We start from the raw sequence: 12,516 nt of genomic DNA on the forward strand, positions 1-12,516 counted from the left end.
GCACCCGCACTCATCCGTTCATCTCCCGCACTTCTCCCCGCAACTGATCCCGCAACTGATCCCGCAACTCATCCCCGGCACTTCTCCACGAAGCGCCAGGCCACACCCGGCGACGCCGCCCAGTGGGTGTGCAGATAGCTCGCGTGCACGCCCCCCTGCACGAACCCCTCCAGCCGCCGCTCCGGCTGATGCATGCCCCAGGCCGGTGTGGGCCCGGCACCGGGCTCCAGCACCGTCCGGTGGAACTCGTGGCCGCGCATCCGGCTACCCGCCACCGCCAGCACACTGTCGGACACCGCCACCGCCTGCCGGTAGCCGAGTGTCAGCCGCTCCGACATCCGGGCCTCCGCGTCCAGCACCCCGCACATCGGGCGGCCGTCGAGCTCGCGCGCCAGATACAGGAGACCGGCGCACTCGGCGGCCACGGGGCCGCCGCTCCGGGCCAGTTCCGTCACCGCGAGCCGCAGCGGCTCGTTCGCCGACAGTTCCGGCGCGTACATCTCGGGGAAACCGCCGCCTATGACGAGCCCCGACGTGCCCGGGGGGAGCTTCTCGTCGCGCAGCGGGTCGAAGACGACGACGTCGGCGCCCGCCGCCGTGAGCAGCTCGGCGTGTTCGGCGTACGCGAACGTGAACGCCGCTCCGCCCGCCACGGCCACCACGGGCCGCGCACCAGCCACGGCCACCACGGGCCGCGCACCCGTCACCGGTTCCTGATCGTCGGCCGGCTGCGGCTCCCAGACCTCGTCCGGCAGCGGCGGCGCCGTCCTGGCCAGCGCCATCAGGGCGTCCAGATCGCAGCCGGCCCGGACCCGGTCGGCCATCGCCCGTACCGCGTCGAGCGCGTCCGTGGTCCGCTCGGCCACCGGGACGAGACCGAGGTGGCGCGACGGTGTCGCCATCTGCGCGGCCCGCCGCAGCACGCCGAGCACCGGGAGGCCCGACTCGTCGAGCGCCTCGCGCAGCAACGCCTCGTGCCGGTCGGACGCCACCTTGTTCAGGATCACCCCGCCGATACGCACCCGCGGGTCCCAGGACGCGAAACCGTGCACCAGCGCCGCCACCGAACGCGACTGCGAGGAGGCGTCGACCACGAGCACCACGGGCGCCCGGAGCAGCTTGGACACCTGGGCGGTCGATGCCAGCTCGCCCTGCCCCGAAGCGCCGTCGTACAGCCCCATGACGCCCTCGATCACCGCGAGGTCGCAGCCGCTCGCCCCATGGGCGAACAGCGGGGCGATCAGCTCGGGACCGCACATGTACGCGTCGAGATTGCGCCCCGGGCGTCCGGTCGCCAGCGCGTGGTACCCGGGGTCGATGTAGTCCGGTCCCACCTTGTGCGGGGACACGGCGAGCCCGCGGCCCGCGAAGGCCGCCATCAGCCCCGTGGCCACGGTGGTCTTGCCGCTGCCCGACGCCGGGGCGGCGATGACCAGGCGGGGAACGCTCACCACTCGATGCCCCTCTGGCCCTTCTGACCGGCGTCCATCGGGTGCTTGACCTTCGACATGTCGGTCACCAGATCGGCGGCCTCGATCAGTTCGTCCGGAGCGTTGCGCCCCGTGATCACCACATGCTGCGTCCCGGGACGGTCACGCATCACCTGGACGACCTCGTCGGTGTCGATCCAGCCCCAGCGCATCGGGTAGGCGAACTCGTCGAGGACGTACAGCTTGTACGTCTCGGCGGCCAGATCGCGCTTGACCTGCTCCCAGCCCTCGCGGGCCTTCTCCTCGTTGTCGAGCTGGTTGTCCCGCTGGACCCAGGACCAGCCCTCACCCATCTTGTGCCAGTCGACGGTGCCGCCCTCGCCGCTCGCACCGAGCACCTTGAGGGCGTTCTCCTCGCCGACCTTCCACTTCGCGGACTTCACGAACTGGAACACCCCGATCGGCCAGCCCTGGTTCCAGGCGCGCAGCGCGAGACCGAAGGCCGCCGTCGACTTCCCCTTGCCGACGCCCGTGTGGACGAACAGCAGCGGCCGGTTGCGCCGCTGACGGGTGGTGAGACCGTCGTCCGGCACCGATGTCGGCTGTCCCTGTGGCATTAAGCGGCCCTCCCGGCTGCGGATACGTCTTTCACGAGCCCGACGATGGTGTCGGCCCGCAGTTCGTCGAGCGTGACGGCGCTGCCGCCCAGATCCCTGGCGAGCTGTGCGGCGAGCCCGAGCCGCACGATCCCCGACTCGCAGTCCACGACGACGGACGCGGTCCCCTCGGCGGCGTGCAGCCGCCCCGCCCGCGCCGCGAGCGCCAGCGGGTCGGGGCCCCCCGTCGCCCGCCCGTCCGTCACCACGAGCAGCAACGGCCGCCGCGAGGGGTCACGCAGCCGCTCCACCCGCAGCACGTCATGGGCCTTCAGCAGCCCGGCGGCCAGCGGGGTTCGCCCGCCGGTCGGCAGCGACTCCAGCCGCGCGGCCGCCGCGTCCACGGACGATGTCGGCGGCAGCACCACCTCGGCGTCCTTGCCCCGGAAGGTGATCAGTCCGACCTTGTCGCGCCGCTGGTAGGCGTCCAGCAGCAGCGACATCACGGCGCCCTTCACGGCGCTCATCCGCTGCCGGGCCGCCATCGACCCGGATGCGTCCACGACGAACAGCACGAGGTTTCCCTCGCGTCCCTCCCGCGTCGCCTGCCGCAGATCGTCGCGCCGGACCACGAGCCCCCGCCCTGTCCGGCCCCTGGCCCGCTGATGCGGAGCTGCCGCCTGCACGGTCGCCGCCAGGTGCAGCTTCGTCAGCGCCCCTTGCGGCCGTCGCGACCCGGTCGTACGGCCGTGCTCGGTACGCGCCCGGGAGCGCCGTCCCGCCGCTCCCTCGCCGAGTCCCGGCACGCTCAGCATCTTCGTACGGAACGGCTCGGCAGCCCGTACCGGCTGCTGCTCCCCGCCACCGGACGGCCGCCCCTGCCCGGGCGCGTCGCCACCGCTCTCCGGCTGCTGATCCGGCGTGTCGGCTCCGGCGGGACCCTCGGGCCCATCGCTCTGCGGGGGCACCCCTCCGCCTCCGCCGCCGTCCGGGCCGTCCGGGCCGCTGTCGTCCCCATCCCCATCCCCATCCGGTGCGGCGTCCCGGAGGGTGTCGTCCAGCTTGTCCTCGTCGAGCCCCGGCGCGTCGAACGGATTGCGCCGGCGCCGGTGGGGCAGCGCGAGCAGCGCCGCCTGGCGCACGTCCTCGGCGAGCACCTCCCCGCGCCCGGCCCAGGCGGCCAGAGCGGTGGCGGTGCGCGCCATGACGATGTCGGCACGCATCCCGTCCACCTCGAAGGCGGCACAGGTCGCCGCGATCTGCCGCAACACACCGTCGCCGAGGACGACATGGGGCAGCAGGGCACGCGCGGCGGCGATCCGCCCGCGCAACTCCCCTTCCTCGTCCGCCCATCGGGCGGCGAAGCCGGCAGGGTCGTCGTCGTAGGCCAGCCTGCGCCGTACGACCTCGACCCGCAGATCGGTGTCGCGGGAGGCCGCGACCTCCACGGTGAGTCCGAACCGGTCCAGCAACTGCGGCCGCAGTTCGCCCTCTTCGGGGTTCATCGTCCCGACGAGCAGGAAACGCGCCGCGTGCCGTACGGACACGCCCTCGCGCTCGACGTACGAGGCGCCCATGGCGGCCGCGTCGAGCAGCAGGTCCACGAGGTGGTCGTGGAGCAGGTTGACCTCGTCGACGTACAGGATGCCGCGGTGCGCGTCGGCGAGGAGCCCCGGCTCGAACGCCTTCACGCCCTCGGAGAGCGCCCGCTCGATGTCAAGCGCCCCGACGAGCCGGTCCTCCGAGGCGCCGACGGGCAGTTCGACGGTCCGGGCCGCCCGCGACACACCCGCCGCGGTCCCGGTCTCATGGGGCCCATCGGGACACGCCGGGTCCGGTGCGACGGGGTCACACGAGAACCGGCACCCCAGCACGACGGCGACCTCGGGCATGAGCGCCGCGAGCGCGCGCACAGCGGTGGACTTGGCAGTCCCCTTCTCCCCGCGCACGAGGACGCCGCCGACGGCAGGACTGACGGCGTTGAGCAGGAGCCCGAGCCGCAGATCGTCCTGTCCGACGATGGCGGTGAAGGGATAGGGCGTACTCACAGGGCCTCCTCAGTCGCATGCACATCTGTTTCCATGACCGAGCGCCCGGCTTCATCAGCCCCGCGCCCGGCTTCATCAGCCCCGCGCCCGGTTTCATCAGCCCCGCGCTTGGCTTCAACAGGCCCGCGCCCGCCCCCATCAGGCCCGCGTCCGGCTCCATCCAGCCGCCCCCCGGCCCCACCGAGCCTGTCCGGCGATTGAGGACCGGGGTCCGGGGCAGAGCCCCGGTTACGGGAAGGGGCGGGTAGGGGAAGGCCCGCCGCAGGCGCACTCCCCGGCCCCGCACTCGCACGCCCCGCACCAACCTCCGCAACCCCCACCGGCGCCCCCGGCGGCACGAACGGCAGCCCCCTCGGCGCCCCGCCCTCGATCAACCGCCACAAGGCATCCGTATCCGCGTGCTCCTCCACGAGATCCCCCAGCCGGTCCAGCTGCTCCTCCCGCAGCGCCTCGAAGCTCGTGTCCGGCGCGGCCACGAACCGCCGCCCCGCTGCCCGGGCGACCTCAGCCAGGAACCGCCGCCGGAACCCGTCGCTCTCCAGCGAGCCGTGCCAGTGCGTCCCCCACACCGAGCCGACCCGGCAGCCGTCCAGGAACGGCTCACCGCCCCGCACATCGGCGACCCCGTGATGGATCTCGTACCCCTCGACCGGTTCACCGAGTGCCGTTCCGACCGGCCGCGCCAGCGTCTTCTCCCGGTCGAACCGGATCCGGACCGGCAGCAGCCCCAGCCCGTCGACCCGCCCGGCCCGCGACTCCACCTCGTCCTCGATGTGCTCACCGAGCACCTGGAACCCGCCGCAGATGCCGAGTACCGGCCGCCCCTCGGCGGCCCGCCGCACCAGCGCGTCCGCCAGTCCGCGCTCGCGGAGCCAGGCCAGGGCCTTCACCGTGCCGCGCGTGCCCGGCACGATCACCAGGTCCGCGTCGGCCAGTTCCTCGGCCCGGTCCACGAACCGCACCACGACCCCCGGCTCGGCGGCGAGCGCGTCCACATCGGTGAAGTTCGACATCAGCGGTACGGCGCACACCGCCACCCGCAGGACCTCCTCTCCGTGCGGGGCGCTGACCGCGGACTCCCGTACGGCGCCGCGCAACGACACGCGCAGGCCGTCCTCCTCGTCGATGCCCAGCCCGTGGGTGAACGGCAGCACTCCGTACGTCCGCCGGCCCGTGAGCTCGTACAGCATGTCGAGCCCCGGCTCCAGCAACGAGACGTCGCCCCGGAACTTGTTCACGAGATACCCGGCGACCAGCGCCTGGTCCTCGGCGCTCAGCAGGGCCGTCGTACCGAAGAACGAGGCGAAGACGCCCCCGCGGTCGATGTCCCCGACCACCAGCACGGGGAAGCGCGCGGCCCGTGCGATGCCCATGTTCACGATGTCCGTACGCCGCAGGTTGATCTCGGCCGGACTGCCCGCCCCCTCGCAGATCACGGCGTCATACGTGCCCCGAAGCTGCTCCAGACAGTCCACGACGGTCCCCAGCAGAGACTCCTGCCGCCCTCCGTGGTAGCCGCGCGCACTCATCTCGCCGACGGGCTTGCCCATCAGGACGACCTGGCTGGACCGGTCGCTGCCGGGCTTGAGCAGCACCGGGTTCATCAGCGCGGTCGGCTCCACCCGGGCGGCCTGCGCCTGCATGGCCTGGGCGCGGCCGATCTCCGCACCCTCGCGGGTGACGAACGAGTTGAGCGACATGTTCTGCGCCTTGAACGGCGCGACCTTCACCCCCTGCCGCACCAGCCACCGGCAGATTCCCGCCGTGACGACGCTCTTGCCCGCGTCCGACGTGGTTCCCGCGACCAGCAGTCCGCCGCTCATGTCCGTCTCCGTCCCGCGATCAGCCGGCCGGCCACACAGACGCCGAGGGCCAGCGCACTCACCCGGCGCGACAGCCGCACCGCACGTTCGATGTCCGCGGTCTCCACCGCGCGCCCGGCCGCCCCGTTGAGTACCGGCCGGTGCTCGACCCGGCCGCCGTACGCGAGGGTTCCGCCGAGCCGTACGCCGAGCGCGCCCGCGAACGACGCCTCGACCGGCCCAGCGTTGGGGCTCGGGTGCTTGCCCGCGTCGGCGCGCCAGGCCCGCACCGCGTCCCGCGGGCGGCCTCCGGCGGCGACCGCGAGTACGGCGGTGAGCCGGGCCCCGGGCCAGCCCGCGAGGTCGTCGAGGCGGGCCGAGGCCCAGCCGTACCGGCGGTAGCGGGGCGACGTGTGCCCGACCATGGCGTCGAGGGTGTTGACGGCCCGGAAGCCGACGAAGCCCGGTACTCCGCCCAGGGCGCCCCAGACGAGGGCGCCGACGACGGCGTCCGAGGTGTTCTCGGCGACGGATTCGACGACGGCCCGCGCGATCTGAGGCCCGTCGAGCGCCTGCGGATCGCGTCCGCACAGATGCGGCAGCCGTTCGCGGGCGGTGCCGAGGTCCCCGGCGGCGAGTGCGCCGCCGATGGCACGTGCCTCGCGGCCCAGAGAGGTGCCGCCGATGACGGACCAGGTGGCGGCGGCGGTCAGCGCGACGGCCACGGCGGGCCGGTCGCGGACGGTACGGGCGGCGAGCGCGGCGGCGCCCGCGGCGCCTCCGGCGCAGACCAGCGTGTGGAGCGCGCCCCACCCGCGGTGGTCGTGCCACAGTCGGCTCTCGACCTCTGCGGCGGCCGTCCCGAACGCGGCGACGGGGTGCCCCCGACGGGGATCACCCAGGAGCAGATCGCCGATCAGGCCGGCCGTGGCGCCGTACGCGAAGATGCGGTCGGCACGCATGGCTCAGCCCGCCGATGCACGGGACGTTCTGGAAGGTGACACAGGATCGGGCGCACGGCGGCCGGGCATGACGTATGTCCTCACTCAGGGTCCGCGCCCTGGTTCGACGTGACCGGCGACGAGAGTCTCCTGGCTTCCGGATCCGCAGTTCCCCCCGGCCTTCCAGTCCGCGGACGGACCGTGACTTCCGGTGTGGGGGGAGTGCTCCCCGGTGACAGTGGCGGGACCGCGCCGGATTCGCACCGGCTTCCTCTTCTGTCGCCGTAAACGGCACGGGCAGTCCACCACGCTGTGCGAACGCCCGTCAACTCGCCGTTGACCTGCGGAGCTGCACGCAGATCAACGGCGAGGGGACACCTGCGGCCGCGTGCGTCGCGGCCGTTCCGTCAGACGACGATCAGGTAGATCCCGTAGCTGACTGCCGCGGCGCAGAGGCCGAAGCAGAGGTACGCGCCGGTGCGGGCCAGGGCGAGCGAGCCGCCCGAGCTGCCGGCCGAGGCCGTCGCCGCCTGCTTGGACAGGCCGACGATGCCGAGGGTGAAGAGACCGACGAGCGCCACGGTGACCACGAGGCTGACGCCGAAGACGGAGGCAAGAGCTGCCCAGTCGATTTTCATGGTGGTAGTTCCTGCCCTTTAGACCGTGGCCGGGCGGGCCGGGTCGGCGGTGGTTCCGGCCGGGGCCGGGATGGTGGACTTGATCTCCATGGCCGCGGTGCCGGTAGGAGGAGTCGTCACGGCCGCCATGGCCGTCGTGACGACTCCCGCGGGCTCGGGCTCCGGGGTGTCCGTGACGTTGGTGTGGTCGACCGGCTGGCGGCGCGACACCAGCCAGATGGCACCGGAGCCCGCGACGAGCACGACGGCGACGACGGCGACGCCCCAGCCGCCCTGCTTCGTCAGGAGCTCGGCGCCCGCGCCGATCAGACCGGCGGCCGGCAGGGTCAGGCCCCAGGCGATGAACATCCGGGTGGCGGTGGACCAGCGGACCACGCCGCCCTTGCGTCCGAGACCCGCGCCCATGACGGCGCCGGAGCAGGACTGGGTGGTGGAGAGGGAGAAGCCGAGGTGCGAGGAGGCCAGGATGACCGTGGCCGCACTGGTCTGGGCGGCGAAGCCCTGCGGCGGCTTGAGCTCGGTGAGGCCGCTGCCCATGGTGCGGATGATGCGCCAGCCGCCGAGGTAGGTACCCAGGGCGATGGCGACACCCGCGGAGACGATGACCCAGACCGGCGGGTTGGAGCCGGGGGCCAGGACACCGCCGGTGACCAGGGCCAGCGTGATGATGCCCATGGTCTTCTGCGCGTCGTTCGTGCCGTGGGCGAGGGAGACGAGCCCGGCCGAGGCGATCTGGCCGGCCCGGTAGCCCTTGGCGGTCGACTTCAGCTGCGCCTCGTCGGTGACCTTCCGGTTGATCCGGTACGTCAGCCGCGTGGCCAGCAGAGCTGCGAGACCGGCGACGAGCGGGGCGGCGACGGCGGGGAGCAGGACCTTGGTGACGACGGTGCCGCCGTCGATCGAGGACCATCCGGCCGACATGACCGCGGCGCCGATGAGACCGCCGAAGAGGGCGTGCGAGGAGCTGGAGGGCAGACCCACCAGCCAGGTCAGCAGATTCCACAGGATGGCGCCGACGAGGGCCGCGAAGATGACCTCGGTTCTGAGGCCGTCCTCGTTGATGATCCCGCCGGAGATCGTTTTCGCGACCTCCACCGACAGGAACGCGCCGATCAGGTTGAGGACGGCGGACATGGCCACCGCTGTCTTGGGCTTCAGAGCGCCGGTCGAGATGGTGGTGGCCATCGCGTTGGCGGTGTCATGGAAACCGTTCGTGAAATCGAACACGAGAGCTGTCACGATCACAATCGCAAGCAGCAGTGTGATGTGTTCCATTTACCCAGGCAATCGCTCGACGTCAGTGGCTCGTGGACCCTAGGCAACCTGGATGAACGGAAGGTGAACTGAGAAGGGCGCTGTGGTGACCCCAACCGGAGTGCCGGTGCTCCGGTTCCGCGGGGGGAGGGCGGCGCAGCCCGTCCGGCGCCTGGAGGAAGTCGTTCCGTATCGGGCGTCAGGGGGGCATTTCGGCCACTCTTCAGCCCCGAGGAGATCCTGGTCACCCGAGCCGCGCTCCCGCCGCCCTCTCATAGGATTTCCGCATGAGCGATCAGCAGCGGGAAGCGGTCCGGCGGACCTGGGACGGCGTGGTCGCGACGGCCCGCAGGACGGCGGCCGACGGCCTCGTCGTCGGGACCTCCGGCAATGTGTCGGCCAGGGCCGGGGACATCGTCCTGGTCACCCCCAGCGGCGTGCCCTACGACCGGCTCCGCCCCGAGGACGCGGTCGGCGTGGACCTCGAAGGCCGTCAGGTGCTCGGGGACCTCGCCCCCACCAGCGAACTCCCGCTGCACCTCGCCGTCTACGCGGACACCGGCGCGGCCGCCGTCGTCCACACCCACGCCGTGCACGCCACCGCGGTCTCCACCCTCGTCCCCGAGGTCCCGCTCGTGCACTACGCCGCCGCGATGCTCGGCGGCCCCGTCCGCACCGCCGCCTACGCGCGCTACGGCACCCGCGAACTGGCCGAGAACATGCTCACCGCCCTGCGGGACCGCACGGGCTGCCTGCTCCAGAACCACGGGACCGTCACCTACGGGAACTCCCTCGACGAGGCGTACGACCGCACCGCCCAGCTCGAATGGCTGTGCAGGCTCTGGCTCACCGCCAGTTCCGTACCCGGCCTCCGGCCCTCCCTGCTCTCCGGGGCCCAGCTGCGCGAGGTCCAGGACGCCCTGGAGACCTACGGCCAGCCGGGCTGACCCCCAGGGGGCCGTACCGGTGGGAATCGGACGGCCCCGCCCACTGGCCCCCCGCGACGGGCGCCCCGACACTGGCAGCATGCGCCCGGCTACAGCGACGGCAGCGGCCGTCACCACGATTCTCGGCGTCGGCGCGGCAGCGGTCGCCGCCGGCCGGTATGCCAGTGACGCCGCCCTCAAGGTGCCGTCCGGACGTCCCTTCCCCGGCGACCGCAGGCTCACCGTGCACAGCACGGCGGCCGGACAGGTCACCCTGACCCGCTCCTTCGCCGCACTCCGCCCCGGTACGTACGGACTGGTGGGCCACGGCGTCCACGCCGTGGTCGGACCGGTGATCGAGCAGGCGGGGCACGGCGCCGACACCGTCGTACGCCGTCTGGAGCGCGTCGTCCACGGAACCCTGGAACCGGGCGCCAAGGTCCGCATGACCCCGGAGCTGTACAGCGGGGACCCGGGCAGCGCACTCGGGCTCGACTTCAAGGAGGTCGAGATCCCCGGCGAACTCGGCGTCCTGCCCGCCTGGTTCGTGCCGGCTCCCCGTGACGTCTGGGTGATCACGGTGCACGGGCTCGGAACCAGCCGGGCCCACCCCATGAACCTGATGGGGTTCCTGAACGCCCAGCAACTGCCCGTGCTGGACCTCGCCTACCGCGGCGACACCGGAGCGCCCCGCCCGACGGACGGACTCGGCCACCTCGGCGAGTCCGAATGGCGCGACCTGGACGCCGCGATCCGATACGCGATGCGGTACGGGGCCGAGAGCGTCATCGTCCACGGCTGGTCCACCGGCGCCTCGATGGCCCTGCACGCCGCCGTGAACTCCCCGCTCCGCGACCGCATCAGCGGCCTCGTCCTCGACTCACCGGTCCTCGACTGGCGCGCCACCCTGCGCGCCCTGGCCGCCGCCCGTGGTGTCCCCGCCGCGCTGGCGCCCCTCGCGGTCCGCGCCGCCCAGGGCCGGGCCGGCCTGCACGGTGCCCGGCTGCTGGACACGTCCCTCCCCGCCGCCCTGCACGCCCCGACGCTGATCTTCCACGGCCCCGACGACACCCTCGCCCCGTGGGCGGCATCGGAGGCACTCGCCCGACTCCGCCCCGGCCTGGTCGCCCTGCACTCCGTTCCGCAGGCTCCGCATGCGGCGATGTGGAATGCCGGCCCGGCACGGTACGAAGAGGCGCTCCGGCGCTTCCTCACCCCTCTGATGTGAGGTGTTGTGACCGATAGGCCCGCTTGGTGAGCGGTCTCCGGAGGTCCGCGTAAAGCGTGGGGCCGGCTTCCGTTTGGGCTTTCGGGCCGTCAGAGGCAAGACTGCTCCCCGTGACGTCCCGTACTCCGCGCGACTCCAGGCTGCGACTTGTCCGCCCGCGACCCCTTGCCACCGCCCGCAAGGCCGTGACCACCCGGCGCACCCGGCCGGCCCCCCGCCCTCCCGAGGGCACCCCGCCCCCGGCGGAACTGGCCCGTCAGGCCAGGACCGTGCTCGCCGACGCCGTACGGATCGCCCACTGGGCGTCCGACGACGCGAGCCCCGGTACGGCTCCGCTGACCGCCCACGCCCTCGAACGGGCCGCGACGGCACTGGATCTGTCCCCCGCCCAGGTGCGGGCCGGATGGGACCGCGCCAGGCTCGCCGGACTCGTCGAACTGCACGGCGACACCGTGCGCCCCGGCTGGCGGCTGCGTGCCTGGAAACGCGACGACTCCGCCGTGCTCCGGGGCTGGGTGGCGCTCTTCGACGCCTGGTCGCTCGTCCACGCCGCGCCCCGCGACATCCCGGCCACCACCGTCGCCGAAGCGGTCGAGGCGGTGCCGCAGGTGCTCTCCCTCCTCCAGCTCTCCGCCGGCCCGGTCACCGTGCCCGCCCTCCTCGACCTCCTCGGCCAGCGCGTCGCGGAACTCCACGAGGAACGGTGCGAGGTGGCCTACGGCCCACACCTCCCCGCCGCGCCCGCCGACGGTCTCCCCAACGAGGGGCCGGCCGACCTGAACGCACTGCTTCTCGACTGGGCGCTGGAAGGACTGGCCGCCGTCGGAGCCCTCACGCTCGGTTCCGGGCACGCCACCCTCACCCCGCTCGGCAACTGGGCCGTCTGGGTCAAGCTGGAACAGATCTGTGTCGCCGCCCAGAGCCCGGCCGGAAACATCGAACAGTCCGCGGCCGACATGCTGCTCGGCTGCGCCCGGCTCACCCCCGGTCCCGCCCGGACCGAATACCGCGCATGGCTCGCGGCACGCCCGGTCGGCAGCGCGGTCGCGGAACTGCTCGCCGTGGCCCGCGGCGAGGACGCGCTCCTGCGCGGCCTCGCCTTCGAAGCGCTCCGCGTCGTCGGCGCCCCCGCCGAACCCGTGGTGCGCTCCGTCGTCACCGACGCGTCACTGCGGCCCTACGCGCTGCTCTGGCTCGCCGAATACGAGGGCGCCGACCCCGACGACGCCCAGGAGGTCCTCAGCCGGGAGGAAGCCACCTGGCTCTGGGTCGACACGGCGGCGGCCGTCGCCGACCACGGCGAGACCGGACTGCTGGTCCGCCACCTCGACTCCGCGGTCCAGGGCACCGTCCCGGCCCTGCTCGACGAGGTCCGCGCCGTGGGCCACCCGCGCACGGTCCAGGTCCTGGTCGCCCTGGCCGCCGCGCACCCGGACCCCGCCCTGGCCAAGGCCGTACGCAAGGCAGCCTTCCAGGTCCACACCGGCGGCTAGGTCCTGTCTGGAGTTCCCCCGCGGCGTCGCGGCGTCCGGCACCGCCGCCTCCGGCGTTGTCGTCAGTCGCGAGGGCTCCGCCATCGCTCCCTCCTCCGCCTTGGATTCGACGGCACCGGACGCCGCTCCTTCTCCCGCGCTGGAACTCCAGACAGGACCC

At 73.2% G+C, this 12,516-nt stretch carries 10 protein-coding genes and 1 riboswitch; of the genes, 3 read left to right on the forward strand and 7 right to left on the reverse strand.

Going from position 1 to position 12,516, the window contains the following annotated elements:
- Positions 1-68 precede the first annotated feature (68 nt).
- From F0344_RS28975 to F0344_RS29005, 7 genes are all read right to left on the reverse strand, one after another.
- Positions 69-1,454 (reverse strand): cobyrinate a,c-diamide synthase, encoded by a 1,386-nt coding sequence (locus F0344_RS28975; protein ID WP_185301572.1) that lies wholly within the window; start codon positions 1,452-1,454, stop codon positions 69-71.
- On the reverse strand, positions 1,448-2,047 hold the full coding sequence (cobO, locus tag F0344_RS28980) for a cob(I)yrinic acid a,c-diamide adenosyltransferase (protein WP_185301573.1): 600 nt from the start codon (positions 2,045-2,047) through the stop codon (positions 1,448-1,450). The genes F0344_RS28975 and cobO overlap by 7 nt, the downstream gene beginning before the upstream one ends.
- Positions 2,047-4,074: a putative cobaltochelatase gene (locus F0344_RS28985; protein WP_185301574.1), complete on the reverse strand. Its 2,028-nt coding sequence runs from the start codon at positions 4,072-4,074 to the stop codon at positions 2,047-2,049. The genes cobO and F0344_RS28985 overlap by 1 nt, the downstream gene beginning before the upstream one ends.
- Positions 4,071-5,897 (reverse strand): cobyric acid synthase, encoded by a 1,827-nt coding sequence (locus tag F0344_RS28990; RefSeq protein WP_258050157.1) that lies wholly within the window; start codon positions 5,895-5,897, stop codon positions 4,071-4,073. The genes F0344_RS28985 and F0344_RS28990 overlap by 4 nt, the downstream gene beginning before the upstream one ends.
- Positions 5,894-6,838: a cobalamin biosynthesis protein gene (locus tag F0344_RS28995; protein ID WP_185301575.1), complete on the reverse strand. Its 945-nt coding sequence runs from the start codon at positions 6,836-6,838 to the stop codon at positions 5,894-5,896. Before F0344_RS28995 ends, F0344_RS28990 begins: the two co-directional genes overlap by 4 nt.
- Before the next feature lie 101 nt (positions 6,839-6,939).
- Positions 6,940-7,131, reverse strand: a riboswitch (cobalamin riboswitch).
- 93 nt (positions 7,132-7,224) lie between these two features.
- Positions 7,225-7,455 carry a hypothetical protein gene (locus F0344_RS29000; RefSeq protein ID WP_185301576.1) on the reverse strand — a complete coding sequence of 77 codons (231 nt, stop codon included), beginning with the start codon at positions 7,453-7,455 and terminating at the stop codon, positions 7,225-7,227.
- An 18-nt stretch (positions 7,456-7,473) separates the two neighbouring features.
- Positions 7,474-8,730: an inorganic phosphate transporter gene (locus F0344_RS29005; protein ID WP_185301577.1), complete on the reverse strand. Its 1,257-nt coding sequence runs from the start codon at positions 8,728-8,730 to the stop codon at positions 7,474-7,476.
- Positions 8,731-8,996: 266 nt separating this feature from the next.
- On the opposite strand from F0344_RS29005, the gene F0344_RS29010 reads away from it, so the two are divergent.
- The 3 genes from F0344_RS29010 (at position 8,997) to F0344_RS29020 (ending at position 12,356) form a co-directional block, all read left to right on the forward strand.
- The gene (locus tag F0344_RS29010; RefSeq protein ID WP_185301578.1) at positions 8,997-9,656 is read left to right on the forward strand and encodes a class II aldolase/adducin family protein; all 660 of its coding nucleotides are present in this window, start codon (positions 8,997-8,999) and stop codon (positions 9,654-9,656) included.
- Between the two features lie 79 nt (positions 9,657-9,735).
- Positions 9,736-10,863, forward strand: a complete 1,128-nt coding sequence (locus F0344_RS29015; protein ID WP_185301579.1) for an alpha/beta hydrolase — start codon at positions 9,736-9,738, stop codon at positions 10,861-10,863.
- 185 nt (positions 10,864-11,048) lie between these two features.
- Positions 11,049-12,356 (forward strand): hypothetical protein, encoded by a 1,308-nt coding sequence (locus F0344_RS29020; protein ID WP_185302947.1) that lies wholly within the window; start codon positions 11,049-11,051, stop codon positions 12,354-12,356.
- Positions 12,357-12,516 lie beyond the last annotated feature (160 nt).

Origin of the sequence: Streptomyces finlayi (assembly GCF_014216315.1) — a bacterium.
Lineage (GTDB): Bacteria > Actinomycetota > Actinomycetes > Streptomycetales > Streptomycetaceae > Streptomyces > Streptomyces finlayi_A.

What these genes read in the sequence shown, in the direction of transcription:
- F0344_RS28990 (WP_258050157.1), bottom strand. Translation starts at nt 5,897, where the DNA reads ATGAGCGGCGGACTGCTGGTCGCGGGAACCACGTCGGACGCGGGCAAG.
- F0344_RS28995 (WP_185301575.1), bottom strand. Translation starts at nt 6,838, where the DNA reads ATGCGTGCCGACCGCATCTTCGCGTACGGCGCCACGGCCGGCCTGATC.
- F0344_RS29000 (WP_185301576.1), bottom strand. Translation starts at nt 7,455, where the DNA reads ATGAAAATCGACTGGGCAGCTCTTGCCTCCGTCTTCGGCGTCAGCCTC.
- F0344_RS29005 (WP_185301577.1), bottom strand. Translation starts at nt 8,730, where the DNA reads ATGGAACACATCACACTGCTGCTTGCGATTGTGATCGTGACAGCTCTC.
- F0344_RS29015 (WP_185301579.1), top strand. Translation starts at nt 9,736, where the DNA reads ATGCGCCCGGCTACAGCGACGGCAGCGGCCGTCACCACGATTCTCGGC.
- F0344_RS29010 (WP_185301578.1), top strand. Translation starts at nt 8,997, where the DNA reads ATGAGCGATCAGCAGCGGGAAGCGGTCCGGCGGACCTGGGACGGCGTG.
- cobO (WP_185301573.1), bottom strand. Translation starts at nt 2,047, where the DNA reads ATGCCACAGGGACAGCCGACATCGGTGCCGGACGACGGTCTCACCACC.